Origin of the sequence: Alcaligenes nematophilus, from assembly GCF_026344155.1 — a bacterium.
In the GTDB taxonomy this organism is placed as follows: domain Bacteria; phylum Pseudomonadota; class Gammaproteobacteria; order Burkholderiales; family Burkholderiaceae_B; genus Alcaligenes; species Alcaligenes phenolicus.
Map to the genome: position 1 here is coordinate 269701 of NZ_JAPKMZ010000005.1, position 23315 is coordinate 293015.

Here is a 23315-nt window from a genome sequence, read left to right on the forward strand (position 1 = left end):
GTAACGGGCGTGGGGGGCAAGGCCCACGGGCAAGGGTCGAGGCCGCAGTCCGACCTTGGGCGGACTGGACAGGGAACCCGGCAGGGGTTCCGCGGCCAAGGGGTAGATCGATCCTCACCCTTCAGGTTGGGGACCGATCTCTTGCCTTCACTTTACCCATTCGGGCTCTATTTTTCTTCTTAACCACCGCAATGCCTTACGTCACCAGACGTCAAAGGCAGGAGTACGTATGCCTATCAATTCCGCTCATCCCAACCTTTCCAACCCTTACCACTTACCGTTGGCTGCAATGAACGCCAAGGGCGATCCTGTTCCCGGCAATTCGCTCGTTATTGGGCACATGGGAGCAGGAAAAACAGCGTTGCACGGTGTGTTGCTAGCCCAAGCCCTCCGTCAACCGTAACCACGATACCCCGTATGCCTGAAATCCATTCTTATCTTTTTGTTCCGACCACTCAGCTTCAAAGCTTGCACGAGCAATACCAACGTGCATTCGCGCTGACGGATACCGAATTTGCGGCACTTAAACCTACAACATTCAGCCGCTTTTTCACCGTTATGTAATCAACGCTCAATCGAGCACCAATCCCCTTTTTTTTCAACCATCAATGCCGATGTCAATTGACACTTGGCACAGGAGTTATGCATGTTCATTAAGCAATACTTGGCTCGTATGGCGCAACACCGCCTTGTTCGCCATCTGTATCAAACGGCTGTGCTGGCGATGCTCACCACCGGCGTCGCACACGCTCAAGTGGGCGGCCTTACCAAAGCCCGATCATCGCTGGAAATGTTCCGCGACAACCTTTACATCATTCTGCCGATTGCCTGCGTGGTGATCGGCCTAGTCATTTGGGTACTTTATGCCGCAGAAATTATGCGGAAAGACGACGCAGTTCGTTGGGGAATCGGCGTACTTGGAGCCGGGTCGGTGGCTGAGATGGTTGTCTTGTTCTGGAAGTAGCCATGGCTAAGGACACTAATCAAGACGAGGATGACAACACTATCGTATTGAAGCCATTTCACTATCCCGTCTTCAATGGGCTGAGCCGCAAAGCCACTTTCATGGGTGTTCCTACCATGATTTTCCTTGGCACTTTAGCCGGTGTGGCCATCTCAGCCATGTTCATTGGTCTTTACATGTGGGTTGCTGTCCTCATCTTAATTCCCTTGTTCGCGGCCATCACAAAATCGGATGACAAAGCATTCCAGATTTGGTGGTTAGAACTGAAAACACGGTTCAAGAACGGCAATAAAAAGTTCTGGAATGGCTCCAGCTACGCGCCCACTTCTTACTCATCACGCCGTCCCTGGCGTAAACCATAAAGGAGTCTCTCATGAGCGCCCTGACTTTGAAGGAGCGTCCGGTCTCGCACTATGTGCCCTACTCTCATCACGTCACGGATGAAATCATCAAGGCCAAAAACAATGAATACCTGGCTATCATCAAAGTCAGCGGCCGCTCTGCCATGGCCGCAAGCCTGGAAGAGCAATATGACTGGGTTGAAGCCTTGCATAATGTCATACGAGGCTTACCACTGGGTAAATTGGGCTTGTACACCCACATTGTCGGTCGTCATGTGAGTGAATATCCCGACAGCACATTCCCGCAACCCTTTGCTCAACAGTTCGATGATCAGTATCGGGCCACGTTCAACAAACGTGGCCTCAAGATCAATGAGCTGTATCTCACTATTTCGATTCACCCGGTGCAAGATGCGTTGTTAGGAACGGTGGCCTCATTGGAGAAGGCAGATGCAGAGCGATTGAAAGCCTGGCAGGAAGAGTCCATTGAGGACCTTGAAAGCGGCATCCGAGCCGTCATGGCTGGACTTCACCGATATGATGCCGAAGTGCTAAAAATCGTTGATCGTAGCGGCTTTGCGTTTAGTGAACCTGGGGAATTTCTCGCCTTCTTGCTCACTGGTCAGCGACAGCAGGTTCCCGTGACCGATGGCTACATGTGGGATAGCCTACCTAGTGCCCGTCCCATATTTTCACGATACGGTGAGCTTGGTGAACTGCGAACGCTCGAGAGCACGCGCAAATTCGGCATGTTAGAGCTGTTTCGCAGCCCCGGGCAGTTACGTCCTGGACACCTGGACCCCATTCTGTCCAGCCCTTACGAATTTATCATCACCCAATCGTGGGGCAGCTTTACTGGCGCAGCAGCCAAGAAACTGGTCAAAAAACATTTTAAGTTGATGCGTGACTCAAATGACGATGCTCCTGGCCAGCTCAAACAGTTGTTGAAACTCATTGAAAAGCTGGAAACTGGCGAGCTCGGTTTAGGAGACCATCACGCGACGATACTAATCTGGGGAGATGAACCTGTTGAGCTGCGTCGCTCGATGTCCAACATGGTGGCCAAAATGGCTGACCGTGGGCTAACTATTAAACCTCTTGAGAAGGCACTCGAAGCCGGTTTCTGGTCGCAGTTGCCTTGCAACTGGAGTTGGCGCACTCGCCCCGAGGCGATCACGAGCGAGAATTTTCTTTGCTACAACAGTTTCCATAATCAGCTCACTGGCAAGGCAACTGGTAACCCTTGGGGGCCAGCTGTGACGATGTTGCGTTCGGTCACGGGTGATCCCTACTTCTTCAATTACCACTCTTCCTTGGAAGAGGTAGATTCAACAGGCGAACGCATGCCTGGCAACACTCTCATTATTGGGTACATCGGAACAGGGAAAACGGTACTTCAAGGAATGCTCTTAACCCAGGCGCAAAAATTTGGTGCCACCGCCCTGATTCTCGACAAAGACGAGGGATTGCATGTTTTGACACTGGCGTTACGCGGACAATACTTCACGCTGCGCCTTGGTATTCCTACGGGCTGGAACCCCTTCCAACAGGAGCCCACGCCTGGAAACAAGGCATTTATGCGCAAATTGGTGACGCACTTGGCGGGCTTGTCCGGCGAGATTGTCACGACCTTTGATAAGAAGCAGATTTTCAATGCGATCGAACAAATGTGTCGTGACAGTATCGACGTGCAATATCGAGGCGTTACCCTGCTTTGCCAGTACCTGACAAATCCCATGAAGACTGATGGGGAAGAAGGACGCTCTTCAGTCAAAGACCGTTTGCTGGCCTGGTGTCGAGGCAATGAATATGGATGGGTATTTGATAACCCGTCGGATCGGTTAAATCTGGAGGCGCCTCCCGGACATAATCCGATTTTCGGCTTTGACCTGACAGAAATTCTTGATGACGAGTACGTGCGTGGAGCAGTGACCTTGTACCTACGTCACCGTAGCCAGGCTATGCATGATGGGCGGCGCATCATGAACTTGATCGATGAATGTCAGCATCCATTGGAAGATGAACATTTCCAAGAGGATATGCAAGACCAGTGCCGCACGATTCGTAAGAAGAATGGCATCTTGTGCTTCTCGACTCAAGAGCCAGAAGCCATTGCCGACAATCCGATTGGTCCCTCCATTATCCAGCAGTCTGGCACCCTGATTTTTCTACCAAACCCACGCGCCAAACGTGAAACCTACATGAAGGATTTTGGGTTAACTGCTCAGGAATTTGAGCTCGTCAAGAAGCTTGGTGAAAAAAGCCGTCAGTTCGTCATTAAGCAAGGCTCAAGCGTGACCGTTGCAGAGCTGGATCTGTCGGCGTGTAAAGAGGCCTTGCTCGTATTCTCAGGCAGTCCAGATATGGCCGTAGTCGCACGACAGGCCATTGCCGAAGTCGGTGATGATCCTACTGATTGGCTGCCACTGTATGTTCAACGGGTCAAACAAGCCCGAGCAGACGAACAGGCGGTTCAGAAAAAGGCCGAACTTATCAATCAATAAAGCGGCACCTGCACCAAGCCCCTGCTCAGCAGGGTGCTTGGCGGGGATCGTCACGCCCTTTGAAAGAGATGAAATTGTGAATCCAAAAGAAAGCGATAAAGAAGCAGCGCAGGTTGATTATTTCATTAAATATTTTGCGGTTGGAGTTGGTGTAGGAGCTGCCCTGATCGCGGTTATCTCAAGTTCTGTACCAGCTGCCCTTGTCTGCATTGCCGCTAGTATTTTTTATCACCGTCCATTAACCAAGGAAAGGAAATGACCGATTATCTACCTACCCCCACATTGGATAAACTGCAATCGTTGGACGGCCGCAGGTTTGCGGAGCTAACTCCTGATGAAATTACAGTGCTGAATTTCTTTTGTAAGTATGGCCGCAAATACGGTGTAACCGTCATCAATAAAGCTGACCCGCACAGTCGTGTGGAAGTCATCAATGGCGCTACCGCTGGACTGGCTGGACGCTTACACGGGAATTGCCCCGACATTAAAAGGAAAGTTCAAATCGGTGGCGCGACCGCTGAAACAATGGAACAGAAACGGGTGCGGCATGAGGCTTTAGCCAATGCAAAAGGGGCGACGCAGTTTCAATTCGTGGTTATGCAAGATGGTGTTGATTTTGGTTGCCATGCCGATTTTGGAAACGGGATGGAGCCATTTTATCCCGACAAAGAAGTAGAAGTAGGCAACGACACGATTGATTTGAACACTCATGCTTTGGCCAAGATTGGATTCACGTTAATTCGTGGCTTGCTTGAAGGTCGCATACCTGGTGGAACTGCTCCTGCAATAGACTTAGCAGATGCTCTTCACAATTTTCCGGAGCATGGAAATAAGCTTCATGAAGAACTCACTTTGCAGGATTTGAGCAACTTCGTTATCAAGTATCCGGAATTTCGTTCGTTTCTCTCAGTCGCTGTTCAATTCCCTGAATAAAACAAGGCCGAACGTCGCACCATGGTGAAGTTTTGCTTATCATGGGCCTGGAACTACTCAACCTCACCTACTTTACAAGGAGCCTTCCATGAATCGACGTTATTTCCTGAGTGTATTAGGAGCATTAAGCCTCACCCTCCTTTCAGGATGTCAAGATAATCTGAATGCTCCCTTCGTAGGATACTGGTTAGAGCAAAAAGACGAACGTCCCGCAACACTTCACGTGACTGAAGATGGGCCTAATTTAGTGGTAAGAGTAAGACAAATCTCCATGATTTCTGGAACGTATCGTCAACACAACTTCCCAGCAAAAGCCAGGGAAAATGGCGTAATGACAATCTCTGACAAATGGCAGCTTACCTATGATAAGTCTCAAAAACATTTGACTGATTCGGATGGGCGATACAAACCTTTTAAAAAAATCAGTGAGAGTGAATATAAAAGCCTAACTTCTGACTAACTTCAATTTAGTTGTACCTCTTCCTTTTAGTTAGCAGCCATCACGGCTGCTAATTGTCTCGTGCAATTCAGCACACTATGTAAAACACTTTAGGAGTCTTGCGATGACACGCATTCGCGCGCGTGTGGTCAGCGTTCTGCTGGCCACATGCTTAACCACACCCTTAGTCCATGCAGCTGGTGGCATTCCCACGCTAGACGTTAATTCAATCCCTCAACTAAACGCTTTGCTTGATCAACTGGAGACAGCGCGGGCGCAACTTGATCAAACACGGGCACAACTAAACGCTCTAACCCAATCGTCCGGCTTTGGATATGTTCTAAACAATCCGTCCGTACAACAAGCCATTCGGGCATCTCTTCCAACGGATGCTGCAGCACTCATTGACAGGCTTGATGGGCAAAATACAGCACTTTCAGGAGCTGTTCACAACATTACCGCTGATGTAAATTCTTCAGTAGATTTTTCACGAGATCCAGAAGCGCTCCGTGAAAAAGGTGTTCGCTTGGCTGCAACGCAGAGAGCAATGTCAGAACAAGCCTATAACGCGATGACTAAACGTCTTGAAACGATTGATGGCTTGCAAGCTCAAATCAACCAAACGACAAATCCCAAAGAGATTGCTGAGCTACAAGCGCGTATTGCTGTTGAACAAGCAAATATTCAAGCTGACCAGACACGGGTGGAGTTGGCCAAGCAACAGTTTGCAGCAGAGCGTGAATTACTGCGCAAACGAGCAAATGTCATTTATGGAGGGTGGTTGGGAAAGAGTCAATCCGCCGGTGAATAGGAGCGATCATGGCCTTTAATTCGTCCCAAATTTCTCAACCAGAGAATGCTGACAGAATTGCCGAATGGTTGATGAAGCAGGTGGATGTGGTCCTAAATTCTGCGGTTGCTAAACCGATTGAACAACTGGCCCAGGCTCTTGCACCCATCATTATTATCGGCTTAACAATTCAGTTTCTGTTCTACACAATGGCTATTATGCGTGGCTATGGAAACATGAATGTTACTGAACTGGTATGGAAATACATACGTATTGCCATAATTGCAGGCTTCGCGACAACAGGAGGGCTTTATCAAACTAATATTGCCAACACGATGATTTCTTTACCAGATGATATGGTTTCGATAGTAGCAGGCAAAACAACTGTAGCTACAGAGATTGATCAGCTCCGACTAAGCTCTAAAGAAGCAGCGGATGAAATTGACAAAAGAGATACCGGATATCTCCCAAGCTCTGAAGACATCGTCTTGTGGTTAATGAAAACAGGCATCCACGTGAATGCTATGGTCGTTGGCGCAGTTATTGCTATTTTAATGATCGTCGTTAAAGTTGGTATGGCTCTAATCGTAGCCACTGGACCTATCTTTATCTCAGCATTGGCCTTTGATCGTACGGAGGGTATGTTCAATAGCTGGGTTTCTCAAGCCTTAAATTTTGTTTTCTTGGCGCTGTTGGCAGGGCTTCTTTTTGGAGTCCTGATTCAGATCAATATTGCCTACGTCAAAATGATGATCCAACTTATTGGCAATGGAACTTTTTCGGTTCTCCCTCTCGTTACCGCCCAGCTCCTCGTTGCCTTAGCTAGTATTTTTGTCGTGATCATGATTCCCGGCATTGCACAAGGTTTGTCGGGAGGTTTTGGCGCGCAATTCGGCGTCGGTAGCGCCATGCGGGGGACTATGACCGCACTACGAGCTGGCCATCTTCTTCGCAAACTTCTTGGCCGATAACTCTTCGTCGGCTCTACAGCCCGTCTGAAATTTTCCTTCATCTTTTATTCAGCCCTCTACGTTAAGTCGTAAGTGGGCCAGGAGTCGTATTCCTATGAAACTCTCACTCACCACGATGGCCCTGGCCATCGTGTTGGCTGGTTGCGCCTTTACCCCACCCCAGGCTCCTCAACCGGCTGACTCACCCCAAGTTCCTGTCAACGCAACCGCCCCATTGCAAGCATCTGGAGTTGTTCATGAGTAAGCACCTGGAAACTGTTAATGTCGCCCAGGAACTAGAAAAGAACCGTGGCCTGGAGCGTGACCTAACCACTGAGTTAGTATCCAGTCGGCGTCTGGCGTGGCGACTTTGCCTGTTCATGTGCGTGCTGGCTCTAGCCAGTGTGCTTGCTGTGACAGCGCTAACGCCGTTGAAACAACCGCCAGAGATGTATGTGGTACGTGTTAACGATGCCACCGGTTCCATTGAACATGTCAGCCGTCTGGGTGACGCACTCGATACCTATGGGGAACGGGTCGACAAGTACTTTCTCAATACCTATGTTCGTAGCTGCGAGGGGTATAACTGGTACACGATTCAAGAACAGTTCGATACCTGCGCTTTACTATCTTCGCCACCAATTCAGGCTCAGTATGGCAAACGATATGTAGGACCTAACGCACCGACCGAGCGGCTGGGCCAACTGTCAAATCTGGATGTTCAAGTGCACTCAATCACCCTGGGTGCCAATCAAACAGCCACTGTCCGTTTCAGTACAACTCAACGCGAAGTTGCTTCAGGTCGCAATGAACGCGAGCAGCACATGATCGCCACCATTGCCTACGGGTACATCAACGTGCCACTTGATGAGTCCGTCGCGCGTCGTAATCCCCTCGGATTCCAGGTAAATCGCTACGACCTGGCCGCCGATCTCTCACGTTAATCCGCAAGAAGGAGTTCCCATGTACCGATTTGCCCAAGCGGCATTAGCGGTGGCCTTGGCGTGCGCGGTCGTCACGCCTGCTGCTGCCCTTAATGACCCGAAACGCTCTACCTCAGATCATCGCGTGCGATACGCCAGCTACGACCCTGCAAATGTCATCCAGCTAGATGCGGTGATCGGCGTAGCAACCATGATTGAGCTTGAGAAAGGTGAGCAGTATCAGTTCCACGTCTTCGGTGACAGTGAAGCCTATGACTTCACCGCTCACGATAATTACGTTTTCTTCAAACCAATGCTGGATCAAGCCGATGGCAATCTGATCCTCATCACTGATCGACGCAATTACACGTTTCGAATCCAGTATCACAATGACCGTACGACTACCAGGACGCTCTACAAGTTGGTCATGCGCTACCCGGACAGCGATGCCGTACAGACGCGCCATCAGGCTCGTAAACAGTATGTTCAAAACGCCTTTGCCCAAGCTGGCCAGCCAGCAAACTGGCAAGCGTATACAAAAAGCGGGGACTTAGATCTGGCCCCTGTTCATGCCTGGGACGATGGCCAGCAGACCTGGCTGCAATTTGCCCCGGCTGCTGAAATCCCGGTCGTATACCGGGTGACCGAGGATGGTCAGGAAGTCCTGACAAACTATCACATGGCTGACCACCGAACGATGGTCTTACATCGAACCAGCAAGCGTTGGCATATCCGATTGGGAAACCGGGTTGTTGCCATTCATAACTCTGCATTCGGCCAAACACCACCAAAACCGTATACCGGCACTGTCTCACCGTCGGTCAAACGCGTTGTCCATGGAGTAGAACCGGCCAGCTTGCCGCCACCTGTGGTGGAGCAAACCTCAAAAACGGCGACTTATCCCGTTGCATCAACGATAAGCCTACAAGCTAATGAGTTGACGCCTCGTCAGCTCAAAGTGCAAGACGGACAGACCTGGATGCAATTCGGTCCTGGCTCCTTACCGTTAGTCCAGCCTCTTGACGAGTCGGGTCTTCCATTTCAGGTCAAGACCACGATTCAACCAGACAACGTTCTAGTGATCGACAGCACGGCGTCTGCCTGGCAATCGCAGCAAGGATCATCCATTCACACCTTCACCACGAAGGAGCATTTGAAATGAGCAGCACCGACAAGGACGCCAACAGCATCGAGGATCGCGGGCCCAATGATCTAAGTGGCGCACGACGTCCACTACCACCTGGCGCGAAAGGATTTTTGTGGCTATGTGTACTGATCGCCATTGCCATCATCAGCTTTGTAAGCTGGCGCTGGCTCGCGAGCAGTGATGAAGCCCCCGATGGTGGGGATGACTCATCCGTCAGCGGTATCAGCAACTTGCTTCAGTTACCTGAGCTCAAAACGCTACAAACACCAGCCTCCAGTGTTGAAACCACCCCACCTGAAGACACTACTTCAAGCGAGTCATTGGGCGATCTGACTATTCCCATACTGCCCAAGGTGATTAATGGTGTTGACGCTCGGCGCTTGCGTAGCCCATTACGGTCCCAAAGCAACGAAGGACAGGAAACAAGCCCAAAAAACGCGACTTCCGTCGCGGTCAATAGCGATGCAGGTCCCTTGGCCAATCAGCTGCGTCCACTCGAATTGGCACCGTCAGTGGCTGGTCAGCTCGGGAACCGCAACTTCCTGATCACACAAGGCACGATGATCGATTGTGTTATGCAAACCCGACTGATCACAGCTCAGGCTGGCATGCTGACCTGCAATGCTACCCGTGATGTGATGAGCGCTAACGGCAAGGTTGTACTGATCGATGCCGGCACCAAGTTTGTTGGCTATCAAAGCGGTGGGATTGTTCAAGGTCAGCCACGCGCTTTTGTAACTTGGCACCGTCTGGAAACGCCCAACGGCGTCATTCTTAATTTGGGCTCACCTGGTACTGGTTCACTTGGCGAAGCCGGGGTCGATGGGGCAATCGACCATCACTTCTGGGATCGACTGGGCAATGCCATTTTGCTTAGCTTGCTGGGGGATTTGGGTGATTGGGCTTCGAACCAGGGCAACAAAGGAGATGGAAACATCCGATTCGACAACACCCGCGAAGGTGGTCAGGAAGTGGTGGCCAAGATCTTGGAACATTCCTTAGATATTCCCCCAACCCTTTATAAAAACCAGGGCGAACGTGTCGGCATCATGGTCGCTCGCGATCTGGATTTCAGTAAAGTCTATGAACTCAAACCTACTTACACCCGATAAGTCAAAGAGCAGCAACACACCCGGCATGAACCAACTTCTTGATCCGGGATTTGCCACACGAGCTGAGCTGCGACCGCTGGAGCCATTCTTGAACGACTCCACAATCACCGAGCTGGCGATTGTGCGGCCCGAGTTTGTCTTTGTGCGTCAACGTGGTACCTGGCATGAGCATCCTTGCCCTGCGCTCACGCTGCCAAACTTGAAAGGATTGGTATTGAGCTTGGCCGTCTATAACGGCCTGGATTTAACACCGATCATGGTGGTGTGCTTACCCGATGGAGAACGGGGACAAGTCGTGCAGTCCCCAGCCTGCCCAGACGGCACGTTCATTATCAATATACGCAAGCACACACGGCTCGTTAAAACACTGGAAGAACTTGAAGCCGATGGCGCCTTTGATAACGTCCGTGACAGTTTGGACTTGCTCGATGAGCAAGGGCTCACGCCCATTGATCAGCATCTGCTAGAACTAAAACAACAGCGTAAATTCACGCAATTTCTGCATGAAGCCGTTCAAGCCCGCTACAACATCATTGTGGCCGGACCCACCAACTCAGGCAAAACCACGTTTGCACGATCACTGATTGAACGGGTTCCGGTCAATGAGCGTTTGATTACGATCGAAGACGTGCATGAGTTGCTATTGCCCAACCACCGTAACGTGGTGAACCTGTTTTATGGCAAAGGGCAAGGGCGTGTATCAGCAACGGAGTGCGTAGAAGCCTGCATGCGTTTGTCACCGGACCGTATCTTCCTGGCCGAGCTACGCGGCTCAGAGGCCTGGGAATACATGACAGCGTTAAACACTGGTCATCCAGGCTCGGTCACAACGATTCACTCAAACAGTTCACTGGAAACCATTGATCGAGTGATCGCCTTGATCAAACAATCGCCTACGGGCGGCCAGCTGGATCTGGAGACAATCCGCATGTCCTTGCGGAACACGATTAACGTCGTGGCGTTTTACAGAAACTTCGAACTCGAAGAAGTGTTCTTTGATCCGCGCAATCGTCGCCCTGGCCTTTAACCCCATAAAAGGAGAACACCATGGTCGAACCCTATGAAGGTGTCGGCTTCGCCGTCTATTCCTATAACTTGATGGCCGAGCTCTATAACGACGGTCGAGCCGAAGGCAAGAATCTGGAACAAATCGCCTCGGACATTGATGCCAACTATCCCTGGGATGAGCGCTCCGGTTGGCGATACAAACAATGGTTGCGTGCCCGTCGCGAATTCTTTGAGCAACATGACCTACCGGGTCTGCAACCACTGCGCAGTCTCAAACTGAATAACGAATTTGCGACATATCGCTAGTCGGCGACGTATTCCCCTTTGTTAATCAAATAACCGCCTCATGCGTTTTTCGCATGCGGCGGTTGACTAATTGAACGGCACAGGGGCGCACCTCATCGACAAGGCCGTCCTGTGCCTATCTGCCATCAGGACCATCATGTCTTTGCCCAACCAACGCGCCAATCAACGACTAAATACGGCTTTACATCGCTTGACGGAAACAGCCAAGCAACGTCAGGCCACGGCAGCCGCCAGCGAACCGAACAAGCCCGCCTTCAAACGCATCTTCTTACCTGGCATCAACGAAAAAACGCGAGCAATGCCCAACTACATCGCGCGTAGTAGCGTTTTCGCACCCATAGCGCGAGGCCATCGCAAAATGCACGATGACGTTGAGTTCCTACGCAACGAACGAGTTGTGATCAAAGGCTCTGGCAAACAGTTGTGCGAGGATCATGCTGATGTTTGGATGCATGCCATGTATCTCCAAATCACATGCCCATCTGGCCAACGTCCCGTAGTCAATCGTGCTGATTTTTTACGGGCACTTGGCCGAAATACGAGTGGTGCCAGCTATCAATGGCTGCACAATACGATGAAAGACCTGGCCCGATTCACACTATCGATCGTGGCAACAAGACCTAATGGGATCTTGAAATACAGCTTCGGCAACCATCCTTCCAGCCGAGTTCTGGCCATGCTAGGTGGATTTGATTATGACGATGAGCTCAATGAATATACGCTGTACGTGGACCCACGATGGACGCAGATTTTTGGCAACCGTGAATTTACCTTGATCGATTGGAATACCCGGTTAAACATGCGCTATGCGCTGTCCAAAAGCCTACAGCGCTTGATCGGCACCTCAAAAGATGCTGAGCAGCGCTACAGCCTGCAAATCCTCAAAGAACGCTCACAATACGCAGGCCGGATGCGTGATTTCAAACCGGCGCTGGAGCGAGCGATCAATGAGCTGGCAGAGCTTGGCCTGATCCTCTCTCCGCGCATCGAAACAAGTCGACGCGGGGTGGAACAGGCGGTCTGGAATCGGGTCAGTGATGAACCTCAATCAGCCTAGAAGTTAGTCTTAATTAGCTCCCTAACATCGTAATAGCATCGCGCTTGCTGGCCATTTTGTCGCCGAAATGGGCCTGTGGATAACTCATTCAAAGCATCGTAATAGCATCGCGCCCCATCGTAATAGCGTCGCGCTTTATCGTAATAGCATCGCGCTTTATCGTAATAGCGTCGCGGTTACATTTCTGAAAGCCTTTATCCATGCGGTTTTCAGAGCCTCTGTTACACCTCTACCTTCTTTCTACCTTCTTTCTACCATATAGGGCTGTTGATAACTCTATTGCTGCACCCAGATAAAGTTACATTTCAGAAACATTTATCTCCTGCCCCTTTCTCTGCATGCAAAGCCTGACGCTGTAATCGAAGTTCGTATCACGTCAGTCCCCCACGCTGGTGGCGTGGGGGAAAGGTAGACCCCCAAAGAACATTGGTCCCCACCCTGACGGGCGGGGATGAATGTACCCCTTGGCCGCGGAACCCCTGCCGGGTTCCCTGTCCAGTCCGCCCAAGGTCGGACTGCGGCCTCGACCCTTCCCCGTGGGCCTTGCCCCCCACGCCCGTCACCGGGCGCGGCTCCCCCTGCGCGGTACTGCCGCGCTTCTGTCTTCAACGTGGAAAGTGGCATTTGCTTTCCCGCACAACCAGGAACCCAACCCATGCAAGTTGACCAATTCGTCGAGCAATTTCGTCGAGCATTGGCCGATGCTGACCCGCGAGCCACGGTCACAGCACGCGTTCGTTTACTGCTGCCGATCATCGAAATGCGGCTGGCCAACGGCTCGTCATATGCCGCGGTCGTCGAAGATCTGAACGCGGCGGGAATCCCGATTTCGCATTCCTTTTTTTCTAAAGCCTTATGGCGCCTGCGTCAGCCTAAGAAACCTCACACATCCACAACCGAGGTTCCAATCTTGACCCAGCCCTCCCATAGCCTGGCAGCACCGCCTATCACGTCAACCACTCCGGTCCAAGCTCCAGTCCTCCGCACCGAAGCGGTGCAAGGCCGTCCTAATGCCATTGAGTCACCCGCTGATTTGCGTAAATACCGCGAGATGAACATTGACCTGGATGCGTTGCGCGAAGAAGGCCGCGCTATGCGAACCAAGCCTAAATCCTCTTAACCCCACCTTGAATTCACCCTCACAACCTGAAGGAAAACTCTCATGAAAATCGCCGTTTTGAACTACACCGGCTCGGTCGGTAAAACCGTCGTGGCATCGCACCTATTGGCCCCGCGCTTGAATCATGCACAGATTTTCGCTATCGAATCGACCAATGAAACAGCGGAAGATCTAGGACTGGATGTTGACCAGCTTCGCGGGATGCAATTTGGCAAACTGTTTCGCGGTTTGCTCACGCTGGACGATGCAATCGTGGACGTCGGGGCATCGAACATCGAGGAATTTTTGGCGCACATGTCGCGCTACGACTTGTCCCATGAAGAAATTGACCAATTCGTGTTGCCGGTCGTCCCGACAGGCAAAGCACAGCGAGAAACCATCAAGACAGTTGCTGCCTTGAGCGACCTGGGCGTGCCCGCCAATCGAATTCGCGTGTTGTTCAACCGCGTAGAAAGCGATGTGGATGAAGAGTTTCTGGCGCTGCTGACTTACGCCAAGAAGACCGGCGAATTTATCGCCAGCCCCCAAGCCGTCATTTTCGAGAACGAAGTGTTTGAGTTGTTGGCCGATAAACGCACCACTATCGCGTCGATACTGGCCGATCAAACTGACTACCGCCAGCTTTTGCGCGAGGCTGATCCCAAGGATCGGAAACACATCTCACACCTGTCAGACATGCACACGTTAAAAGCACTGGCACGCCCTGTAGATCGTCAGCTTGACCGTGCTTTCCAGGCCCTATTCGGGGATGTGCTGCCTGCCACCAACGGAGCTTCGCATGAGTGAGGAAAAAACAGCGCGGACAAAGCTGGATCTGTTGTACCAGGAGACTCTGGGGGATGTGGCCGGGCTGATTGAACGCACAGAGCGCACTAACGACAAACTGCGCGAAACCGTCACTGCGCTCGTAGCCGGTATAGAGGCATTTTCCGCTGCCAACAAGCAGTTGCAAGACTTGCCCGAAGATCTGGCCAACACCCTGGGAGCCGTGCTCGATCGCGCCAGTATCGATCTGACCGATCAAGTGGTGCACAACGTGCAAGGCAGCCTCTCACCCATCCGCGCGGAGTTGAAGGTAATCAGTGCGGACACCGCTCGATATGCCAGATTTGCCCATGCCTCGGCACGCAAGATGGCCATCTTTGCATTGCTGGTTGGGGCCAGCGCCGGGGCAGGTGCCACCGCACTTTTGTTGCGCTTTCTTGCTTCATAAACACGTCTGTATGCCTATGCCCTGGGGCTAAGCTCCAGGGCACATCTTTTCAAGGATTCTTTATGTCACCGATTACGAGACGACGCTTGTCGGTATTGTTAATTGTTGCATTCCCGCTTCTGGCATGGATAACAGCTGCGAGCTTGGCCAGCGGGGTGGCAGTCAATCATTGGGACGCACGCACTACCTGGCATCTACTGACAGCAACCGTCCAGTACCCCGTCCTCTATATTCCCCCTGCCATTGGATTTGTCTTGTCATTGGTTGCCGTTATTGCGTTAAGCAAAATGTTTAAACGCACGGCCGGATTTGAAGGCGACCGTTTCACACGACATATCCGAGGCACGAAAGTCGTTCCCATTGCCAAGCTGCGTTCACAATGTACGGACCGATTACACAGACAGGTGGACGTAGCCTCTGTACCGATGCCGGTCAAAGTAGAAAACCTTCACACCCTTATCGGAGGGGCTACCGGCAGTGGTAAATCCGTGGTGCTACGCAGAATGGCCAAGTCCGTGAAAAAGCGTGGGGACCGCATGCTTGTGATCGACCCCGATGGCGATTTGCTCAGCAAGTTCTGGAAGCCGGGCGACATCATCCTCAATCCATACGATGCTCGCTCACCTGGCTGGGCGTTCTTCAATGAAATTCGGGCTGAGTACGACTGGAAGCGTTTATCACACTCCATGGTTCCGATGAGCCAAGACAAGAGTGCTGAAGAATGGAACGATTACGGACGTTTGTTGCTACGCGAGACAGCCAAGAAGCTCTACACCGTCACACCTGACGAGGCACACATCGACGAGTTGTTCCGGCTATGTACGATTGAGGACCCTGCCAAACTCAAGAGCTACTTGGAAGGCACATTGGCTGAATCGCTGTTTGTTGGTTCATCTGAGGCCAGTAAAGCGCTTTCAAGTGCGCGCTTTGTACTATCGAACAAGCTGTCCGAGCACACCAGCATGAAATCCGGCCCATTCTCGATTCGTGATTGGATTGACGATCCCAACGGTGGAAACGCGTTCATCAACTGGCGTGAAGACATGGTGACCGCAATGAAGCCATTGGTCTCATCGTGGGCTGACGTGTTCATTACGGCTGTCTTGTCATTGCCCGAAGATGCAAAACGGCGCTGGTGGTTGTTCATCGACGAGTTGGCCAGTCTTGACGCCCTGCCTTCGTTGGAAGATGGGTTGACCAAGGGCCGTAAAAAAGGCCTGCGTATCGTCGCTGGCCTGCAAAGCACGTCCCAACTGGACTACATCTACGGCGAGAAGAAGGCTCAAACGATTCGTGCCAGTTTTCGTAACTTGCTGGTGCTGGGTGGCTCTCGCACTGACCATGAAACCGCTGAGGATCTGAGCAAGAGCCTGGGTGAGCATGAGGTAGAGCGTCATAAATACAGCGTCTCTCGCTCTGTGGGTGATCGCAATACCAATGATCAAAATACACCGGTCACAGAACGCGTGGTGACCGCTGCGCAGATTCAAGCCTTTGATGACTTAAGCGGCTATGTCGCTTTTGCCGGGAAGTACCCGATTTCACGGTTCAAGTTGCAGTTTGAACCCTTTCCTCAAGTCATTGAGCCGTTCATTGAATCGAGTCAACTCAAACGTATTCCCCGTTCAACACAAGACACGGCTGCCGCTTAGTGACGTCCTTCCCTTGTCTTGCCAGTAGGAAACACATCATGATTACCAAAGAGGTTTTACACCGCTCTGCGGCCGCCAAGCATACGCATTACTACGGCGACCAGGCCGATGACTACTACAGCCGTGACGGCCAAGCGGCTATCTGGCAAGGCAAGGGAGCCGAAATGCTTGGCGCATCCGGCATAGTCGATACCCAGCGATTTCATGCAATGTTGCGCGGTGAGTTTGGCCATGGCGTGAATGCGGGCAACAGCATCCGCCACGATTCACAGGCCCGCTCAGGCCTGGATCTGACGATTTCAGCACCCAAAAGTGTTTCATTGCAAGCCTTGATCGGTGGTGATGAGCGCATCATCCTCGCTCATGACCGTGCTGTTGAACGTGCATTGACCTATGCAGAGCAACATTTTGCACAGTCACGCCAAACCATCCGTGGTAAATCGCAGGTGGAAAACACCGGTAATCTGATCATCAGCAAATTTCGACACGAAACTGCCAGAGCCACGGATAACTCCCCGCCGGACCCGCAGCTCCACACCCACGCCGTCATCATGAACCTGACCCAGCGCAAGGACGGCAGTTGGGCCGCGCTGAATAATGATTTACTGGTTCAGTCCCGTCCGCTCCTGGACTCGATTTACATGGCTGAATTGGCCAAAGAGTTAACCGCCATCGGCTACGATCTGCGCTTTGAAAAGAACCACATCGAACTGGCACATATCTCACGTGACCAGATCGAGCACTTTAGTAAACGCAGTGCGCAAATGCACCAGCGACTGGCCGACGCGGGCATGGACGGTCACACTGCTTCTCATGCGCAACGCCAGATGGCCGTTCTGGCCACACGCAAGGCCAAAACCCAGGAGTTCACCCGCGACCAGCTTCAAGCGGACTGGACAACACAAGCCAAGGACATTGGCATCGACTTTCAGAATAGTCTGCACACCTCTAAAGAGCGTGCCAAGGATCTGGAAAGCCTTGCTCGCCACTCACCAGAGCCAGAGGCTCGTCAGCGCATTGCTGATACCGCGATGATCTGGGCGATCAAACATTTGTCTGAACGCGAAACGGTCATGAGCCAGTCCGCATTGCTGAGTCACGCACTACTCCATGGGGAAGGCGCTGTTAGCGCAGAACAATTGCGGCAGTCTTTAACCCGACTGGTCGAGCAAAACAAGCTGGTGGCCAGGGCCTTTCATTATCGCAGCAGCTCTGACCATGACGCCAAACCGCGCACACGGCAGGCCTGGGCGCAAGAGCTCGTCCAACTGCGCGGCATCCCCATAGAAAAGGCGCTGCAACAAGTCGACCAGGCCATCGATGTCGGTCGGTTGACACCCACTGAACCTCTCTTTGCGACTCAGACGGCATTGCGCAGTGAACGCGATGTCGTATCTATGATGCACGCGGGGCGCGGCAAGGTAGCGCCTGTGCTCGCGCGTGATCAATTACAGGCGGAGTTAACCGACACCACCCTCACTCCTGGCCAGCGCAGTGCCATCGAACTGATGCTGTCAGGCCAAGACCAGGTAGTGGGTGTGCAAGGATTGGCCGGAACGGGAAAATCATTCGCACTACAAGAAACCAAGGCTTTGTTAGAGGCACGTGGATATCGCATGATCGCCCTGGCTCCTTACGGTGCACAGGTCGCCAATCTGCGCCAGGACGGCATTGAAGCGAACACGGTCGCCTCAATGACAACGGCCACCGAGACCGAGCGCCTGGACAGCAAGCTGGGCGAAAAAACGGTCGTCGTCATTGACGAGGCGGGGGTTATTCCGGTGCGCGAGATGCAAAAATTGTTACACCGATTGCAGCCCAGCGGCGCTCGCATCGTGTTGCTCGGGGACACTGGCCAGACAAAGGCAGTTGAGGCTGGTCGGGCGTTTGCACTGCTGCAAGAACAAGGCATGAAAACCGCTCTCATGGGCGATATTCAGCGCCAGAAAAGTGACACACTAAAACAAGCGGTCGAACTGGCCGCCGTTGGCAAAGCCAGCGCATCGCTCAGAGTCCTGGAAGATCATGTCGTGCAGATTGACGATTGCATCACAAAAAGGGATGACGGCACCCAAATACGCGATAGCAGTCCTCGCTATGAAGCGATCGCACGCGAGTACGTCAACCTATCCGATACCGCACAAGCTAATACGCTCATTGTCACTGGGACCAACCACTCTCGTCTGGCCTTGAATCAACGCGTGCATGAGCTCAAAGGTCTGAGCGGCAAAGGACGGCCATACCGCCTGCTCACCCGACACGACACTACCCGAGCTGAGCGTCGCTGCGCCAAGTACTACACGGTCGGTGATATCGTCCAGCCCGAGCGCGATTACAAGAATGGGATGAAACGTGGCCAACTGTATGAGGTCGTCGAATGCAATCGATCCACCGATAGGTTGATCGTCTTACCCCTGCGCCCCGACCCTGGCCAAGTGGCTCAACCTATTGAAGTGATCCCGAAAACCATGAGTACGCTATCGGTCTATCACCAGCACACTGCCGAAGTGTCTGTGGGTGACATGGTTCGGGTCACTCGCAACAATGCTGAGCTCGATCTGGCCAATGGCGAGCGCTACGAAGTACTCAGTATCGCGCAGGACTCGGTGACGATTGCCGCCAATGGCCGAGCCGTCACCTTGTCCGCTGACCAACCCTTGCACCTGGATCATGCCTATGCGACGACCGCTCACAGTGCCCAAGGACTAACCTGTGATCGCGTGCTCTACAACGCGGAAAGTTTTTCGCGCACGACCGCCCAGGACACCTATTACGTGAGTATTTCTCGTGAACGGCATGAGGTCACTGTCTTCACGGATAACGCCACCTTGCTCCCCAATGCAGTCAATCGAAAGGCCTACAAAGGGCTGGCTCATGACTTGCTGACCACCCGCAACAAGGTCAAGCCACATGAATTGGCCCACACCAAACCCGAAAAACAGCATGCCGAGCTAGAGATTTGAGGAGTTTGACAATTTATTGCCAAGGGTTTGTCAATGATCTGTCTATTGATAGACCATGATTTGTCTATTACTTGTCCAGTCAGTGGGTGCTAATAGTCTAACGATTGTCTATTAACTGGCAATTGGCTGGTTTTTAGTGCATGTCTACATGCCAAAACGCCACATCTGTACCCCATTGAAATGGTGTATTTACTGGCTTATGGATGATTATGTTGCTCTATTTGTTCCACACTGCCTAAAGTCGCCAACCTTTTGAAAGCCCGCATTCATGCGGCTTTCGGCACCCCTGCGGGGGTGCGTCCTGTGTGAGACCTTAAGGGCCACAAAGAGCGCCAGCTCGTTGAGGGTCTTTTGGTCTCTTGCCTGGTCCCCAGACCAGGCGGCGTCACTATGATGGGGCCCCGGCAACGCCGGGGAAACTCACTCTCCCACGAACTCCGATTTAGCCGCTGCTATTGAACAGCGCGGCCAGATTGTCACGCCTTTATCACGCTGATGAAGGCTTCACCATGCAGTACATCAAACTGCGCGTAATAGGAGATTTACGACGATGGAAAAGAAACTGAACAATGGGGATGACAGCACCAAACGCAAATCAATAGATGATCGCGAGCGACGGCGACAAGCTGAAAAGTCACATGCTGTTGAGCAGCAACGGCGCTCCAGAACCATAGATGGACCCAGATTATTCCGGGATGTGATGGTCAAACTGGGACTTCAGCGACAACCGGCTGAGCGTGAGCACATCAATACGAAGATTTATGAGGCCAGTATGTCATTAGAAAAATTGACGTCAGCTGACCACGCAAAAGAGGAACAGCGAAATCATGAGCCTCCGTTACCGGCACATCAATTTGAACATGAAGACCGTGACTATCAGTCGGTCGACTGGAGTGCCTACTATGACTCTGAAAATGCGGGATATGAAGGGAAAGAAATACCATCAGCTGCTCACGATGACCCGGAGCTGCTCCAAGCCTACAAAAATGGAGTGAGAGCATTTAATAATTTAGCTGAAACGTCACGTGAAGCGGGCCGAGACGGGCTTGAAATGCCTAAATTTATCCAAACCCATCCAGATCTACTTAAAAACTATATCCAAGGGCTAGAAGAACATAAAGTTGATCTACATTTGAAAGGAACGGAGGCTCCTCAATCCAGTTTTGAGCGTGTCAATCAATTGATGATCAATGCCAAGGCGATCTCTGACAAACTGCCGCAGCCAAGCCTGGAACGTCAGGACAGACAGATCAAGTCAGAAGGGCCGGAACTAGAACGCTAAGCCCATCCTGGCTACTAGAAACAACAAAGGCCACCCTTGGGTGGCCTTTGTTGTTTTGGTGCTCAGCTCTTAGCTAAACTTTTCTACGCATGAGCGCTAGCTGGAAATAAAGCCTGAATTGCAGGTTGCGGATGCTTCATGGCTTGAGCCAAATCATAATTGGATTGCATGGCCAACCAAGCACGGGCCGTACTGACACCTGCACGTTCCAGTCTAATAGCTAGGTCGGGGCTAACAGCCGCTTTGCCATTCAGAACTCGGGAAAATGCTACACGCGACATTCCAAGACGCTGAGCAGTTTCTGTTACTGACAACCCCAGCTCTACGATTACATCTTCTCGCAAAATTTCGCCTGGGTGTGGGGGGTTCTTCATCATATTCGGTACTCCTAATCAGTGGTAGTCCAGGTAATCGACCAACTCAACATCGGTGCCAACAAAGCGGAAAATTACTCGCCAGTTGCCGTTTACCGTGATAGACCAATACCCCTTTAACTCTCCTTTCAGCGGATGTAAACGAAAGGAGGGGACGTTCAAGTCTTCGGGGCTTACTGCTGCATCCAATGCACCCAAAATGCGCCTCAATTTTGGAGCGTGTGCAGCTTGGACGCCCTTGGTTGTGTCGTTGTCGTAGAGGGCTTCAAGACCCTTATGCCGGAATCCCTTAATCATGAATGAATTGTATCGTGTATCGTTGCGCGTTGCAAGCCTGCATAGTGCTTTTCCTTTGTAATGTTCTGGCTTTGGGATGGCGAGGCCCTATTACTCTAGGCTCTCACCATCCCAGCTGACCTCTAGAACGGTTATGTATACCTAAGTTTGTAAACTTCTAAATTTCCCCAGCAACAATGGGGCTTTTCTCAATAGGGAGAGCACTGAGAAAAAGTTTATGTAAACAAATGCCGACCGACCAACGAGGTTGTTTACAGTCCTCCACGAACCCGTGAAGCGTATAGGCTTGAATGGACAGGCAGGAACTATACAACTGGCAGATCAAGCTTGACACCGAAGTGCCCCGCATCCGCAGGTGAACGGTGCCACCCGCCGACTATCATTGCATCACACTTACAGACGATCTGCGCATGGCCCAATTGTTTTAATTGCTTTCGATAAAGGCGCGCATTCTGTCGCGACAGATACCCTACTCTCTGTCCTTCAATAGTCACTCGAACGGCTCGATTGTCATGCGGATTGGAATCCTCCAAGTAAAGGATGGCCTCTGTCACATACTCGGCGCCGTCCTCTGAGCGACCGCCACTGATGGCACCGCATGCACTCCTCCACAATGGCCCTGGTGGTGTGCCAGTCATCTGAGGCCGCATTCCAGCGAATTATCTCGTCGGGTGTGGTGTACGCCTCCCACACCCGTTCAATCGGGGCTCGTACGTTCGTCTCGACGGTGAGTTGCATAGCGGCTCTCTCCAGTTTGGTGGCAGCGGGTTGTTCACTGCCATTTGCGGGGGTGAACAGCAGATATTATCGTGCAAAGGCCTATTGTGACGTAGGCAGAAAGCGACACGGGCGGCGCTTGCCAGGCGCTGCGACCATCCTTCTGTGTTGCATTCCGCGTCCCGCTGTCATGCCTATGTCATACCGACGATCTACCATCCTTTCATGATCGATCTGTAGATCAAAGTTACTTATTGATTACATGATCGAATCAGCATGCCGGAAGGAGCCGCAGTTTGCCCTCCCGATTATTCGTTGGAAGACCTCGGAGCATCACCATGTTTGCAGAGCAGCAACGCGAATATCTCGACAAGGGATATACGAAGATTGAAAGCTTTTTCTCCGCGGAGGAAATAGCGAAGATTCTTGAAGACGTCAAGCAAATTGAATTGGGAGCTATTGGCGTAGCTTCGGACAATGAGACTTACCAGTTCGAAAAGAAGAATGGCGAGACGACGAAGCTACTGCGTCGCGTCGAGAATCCTCACCTTTATTTCGATGCAATAGATTCTTTGGTCAGGTCGGAAAAAATCGTCGATTTGCTTCGGCATTTCCTGGGCGAAAACATCCGTTTGCACAATAGCAAAATCAACTTCAAGCCGCCATCAGGCGCGCCAGTCCAGTGGCATCAGGACTGGGCATTCTATCCCCACACAAACGATGATTTTCTTACTCTCGGAATTTTCCTCGACGAGACAAGTGAGAAAAATGGCGCGATGGCATGCTTGCCAGGCTCCCACAAAGGAAAAGTGTACGACCACCGGAACGTCGAGACGGGCGAGTTTTGCCACGCGATCTCTCGCTCCAACTGGGACGAAGCGCTCGACCCGACAGAAGGGGAGTTACTGACGGGACCCGTAGGAACTGTCACGTTGCATCACGTCCGGACCCTTCATGGTTCAGGCCCAAACCACTCAACGATCAGGCGGCGTTTTCTGCTCATCGGCTATGCCGCGGCTGATGCCTGGCCACTTCTGGGCTGTGGCAACTATGGGGATTATGAAAGCCTCATGGTCTCTGGCCGATCCACCGTATTCCCGCGCATGGTGGAACTCCCTTTGACTGTCCCGTATCCGTTGTCGATGTACGGTGATCGCATCTTTGAAAGTCAACGAGCTTTGACTCAAAAGTACTACTGAAGTCTTTAACTCACTGAGCTCATA

The 23315-nt window shown here is 51.8% G+C and carries 26 protein-coding genes; 23 read left to right on the forward strand and 3 right to left on the reverse strand.

Annotation, left to right across the window (positions count from 1 at the left end):
• The first annotated feature begins 229 nt into the window (after positions 1-229).
• From OSH04_RS14960 to OSH04_RS15065, 22 genes are all read left to right on the forward strand, one after another.
• Positions 230-403, forward strand: coding sequence for a hypothetical protein (locus OSH04_RS14960; protein WP_172400377.1), 174 nt, complete (start codon positions 230-232; stop codon positions 401-403).
• A gap of 243 nt (positions 404-646) precedes the next feature.
• Positions 647-964: a conjugal transfer protein gene (locus OSH04_RS14965; protein ID WP_086069191.1), complete on the forward strand. Its 318-nt coding sequence runs from the start codon at positions 647-649 to the stop codon at positions 962-964.
• A 2-nt stretch (positions 965-966) separates the two neighbouring features.
• On the forward strand, positions 967-1326 hold the full coding sequence (locus OSH04_RS14970; RefSeq protein WP_086069192.1) for a type IV secretion system protein VirB3: 360 nt from the start codon (positions 967-969) through the stop codon (positions 1324-1326).
• An 11-nt stretch (positions 1327-1337) separates the two neighbouring features.
• Positions 1338-3809 carry a VirB4 family type IV secretion/conjugal transfer ATPase gene (locus OSH04_RS14975; RefSeq protein ID WP_086069193.1) on the forward strand — a complete coding sequence of 824 codons (2472 nt, stop codon included), beginning with the start codon at positions 1338-1340 and terminating at the stop codon, positions 3807-3809.
• Between the two features lie 37 nt (positions 3810-3846).
• The gene (locus OSH04_RS14980) at positions 3847-4068 is read left to right on the forward strand and encodes a hypothetical protein (protein WP_143243684.1); all 222 of its coding nucleotides are present in this window, start codon (positions 3847-3849) and stop codon (positions 4066-4068) included.
• Positions 4065-4742: a hypothetical protein gene (locus OSH04_RS14985; RefSeq protein ID WP_086069194.1), complete on the forward strand. Its 678-nt coding sequence runs from the start codon at positions 4065-4067 to the stop codon at positions 4740-4742. The genes OSH04_RS14980 and OSH04_RS14985 overlap by 4 nt, the downstream gene beginning before the upstream one ends.
• Positions 4743-4830: 88 nt before the next feature.
• Positions 4831-5202 carry a hypothetical protein gene (locus OSH04_RS14990; protein WP_143243685.1) on the forward strand — a complete coding sequence of 124 codons (372 nt, stop codon included), beginning with the start codon at positions 4831-4833 and terminating at the stop codon, positions 5200-5202.
• Positions 5203-5305: 103 nt separating this feature from the next.
• On the forward strand, positions 5306-5992 hold the full coding sequence (locus OSH04_RS14995; RefSeq protein WP_086069195.1) for a type IV secretion system protein: 687 nt from the start codon (positions 5306-5308) through the stop codon (positions 5990-5992).
• 8 nt (positions 5993-6000) lie between these two features.
• Positions 6001-6942 (forward strand): type IV secretion system protein, encoded by a 942-nt coding sequence (locus OSH04_RS15000; RefSeq protein WP_231691451.1) that lies wholly within the window; start codon positions 6001-6003, stop codon positions 6940-6942.
• A 94-nt stretch (positions 6943-7036) separates the two neighbouring features.
• A complete protein-coding gene (locus tag OSH04_RS15005; RefSeq protein WP_086069196.1) occupies positions 7037-7186 on the forward strand; it encodes a YajG family lipoprotein in 150 nt (49 codons plus the stop codon).
• The gene (locus tag OSH04_RS15010; protein ID WP_086069197.1) at positions 7179-7865 is read left to right on the forward strand and encodes a virB8 family protein; all 687 of its coding nucleotides are present in this window, start codon (positions 7179-7181) and stop codon (positions 7863-7865) included. Before OSH04_RS15005 ends, OSH04_RS15010 begins: the two co-directional genes overlap by 8 nt.
• Positions 7866-7884: 19 nt before the next feature.
• Positions 7885-9006 (forward strand): TrbG/VirB9 family P-type conjugative transfer protein, encoded by a 1122-nt coding sequence (locus OSH04_RS15015; protein WP_086069198.1) that lies wholly within the window; start codon positions 7885-7887, stop codon positions 9004-9006.
• Entirely contained in the window at positions 9003-10103 is a 1101-nt protein-coding gene (virB10, locus tag OSH04_RS15020) for a type IV secretion system protein VirB10 (RefSeq protein ID WP_086069199.1), read from the forward strand. The genes OSH04_RS15015 and virB10 overlap by 4 nt, the downstream gene beginning before the upstream one ends.
• An 88-nt stretch (positions 10104-10191) precedes the next feature.
• Complete coding sequence (virB11, locus tag OSH04_RS15025; protein WP_231691452.1) at positions 10192-11130, forward strand: P-type DNA transfer ATPase VirB11; 939 nt, start codon at positions 10192-10194, stop codon at positions 11128-11130.
• A 20-nt stretch (positions 11131-11150) separates the two neighbouring features.
• A complete protein-coding gene (locus tag OSH04_RS15030; RefSeq protein WP_026485324.1) occupies positions 11151-11417 on the forward strand; it encodes a hypothetical protein in 267 nt (88 codons plus the stop codon).
• 136 nt (positions 11418-11553) lie between these two features.
• Complete coding sequence (locus OSH04_RS15035) at positions 11554-12474, forward strand: TrfA (protein ID WP_253248721.1); 921 nt, start codon at positions 11554-11556, stop codon at positions 12472-12474.
• Between the two features lie 655 nt (positions 12475-13129).
• The gene (locus OSH04_RS15040) at positions 13130-13594 is read left to right on the forward strand and encodes a hypothetical protein (protein WP_086069201.1); all 465 of its coding nucleotides are present in this window, start codon (positions 13130-13132) and stop codon (positions 13592-13594) included.
• A gap of 42 nt (positions 13595-13636) precedes the next feature.
• Positions 13637-14380 (forward strand): StbB family protein, encoded by a 744-nt coding sequence (gene stbB / locus OSH04_RS15045; RefSeq protein WP_086069202.1) that lies wholly within the window; start codon positions 13637-13639, stop codon positions 14378-14380.
• Positions 14373-14807, forward strand: coding sequence for a hypothetical protein (locus OSH04_RS15050; protein WP_086069203.1), 435 nt, complete (start codon positions 14373-14375; stop codon positions 14805-14807). Before stbB ends, OSH04_RS15050 begins: the two co-directional genes overlap by 8 nt.
• Positions 14808-14869: 62 nt before the next feature.
• Positions 14870-16459: a helicase HerA-like domain-containing protein gene (locus OSH04_RS15055; protein ID WP_086069204.1), complete on the forward strand. Its 1590-nt coding sequence runs from the start codon at positions 14870-14872 to the stop codon at positions 16457-16459.
• A gap of 38 nt (positions 16460-16497) precedes the next feature.
• Complete coding sequence (gene mobF, locus OSH04_RS15060; protein WP_086069205.1) at positions 16498-19422, forward strand: MobF family relaxase; 2925 nt, start codon at positions 16498-16500, stop codon at positions 19420-19422.
• 550 nt (positions 19423-19972) lie between these two features.
• Positions 19973-20704 carry a hypothetical protein gene (locus OSH04_RS15065; RefSeq protein WP_086069206.1) on the forward strand — a complete coding sequence of 244 codons (732 nt, stop codon included), beginning with the start codon at positions 19973-19975 and terminating at the stop codon, positions 20702-20704.
• 83 nt (positions 20705-20787) lie between these two features.
• Here the strand turns inward: OSH04_RS15065 and OSH04_RS15070 are convergent, their stop codons facing one another.
• The 3 genes from OSH04_RS15070 to OSH04_RS15080 all read right to left on the reverse strand — a co-directional run bounded on the left by OSH04_RS15070 (position 20788) and on the right by OSH04_RS15080 (position 22113).
• Positions 20788-21081 (reverse strand): HigA family addiction module antitoxin, encoded by a 294-nt coding sequence (locus OSH04_RS15070; protein WP_086069207.1) that lies wholly within the window; start codon positions 21079-21081, stop codon positions 20788-20790.
• Positions 21082-21096: 15 nt separating this feature from the next.
• Positions 21097-21375: a type II toxin-antitoxin system RelE/ParE family toxin gene (locus OSH04_RS15075; RefSeq protein WP_026485315.1), complete on the reverse strand. Its 279-nt coding sequence runs from the start codon at positions 21373-21375 to the stop codon at positions 21097-21099.
• 510 nt (positions 21376-21885) lie between these two features.
• Positions 21886-22113, reverse strand: coding sequence for an SRPBCC domain-containing protein (locus OSH04_RS15080; RefSeq protein WP_121739573.1), 228 nt, complete (start codon positions 22111-22113; stop codon positions 21886-21888).
• A gap of 317 nt (positions 22114-22430) precedes the next feature.
• On the opposite strand from OSH04_RS15080, the gene OSH04_RS15085 reads away from it, so the two are divergent.
• The gene (locus OSH04_RS15085) at positions 22431-23291 is read left to right on the forward strand and encodes a phytanoyl-CoA dioxygenase family protein (protein WP_086069208.1); all 861 of its coding nucleotides are present in this window, start codon (positions 22431-22433) and stop codon (positions 23289-23291) included.
• Positions 23292-23315 lie beyond the last annotated feature (24 nt).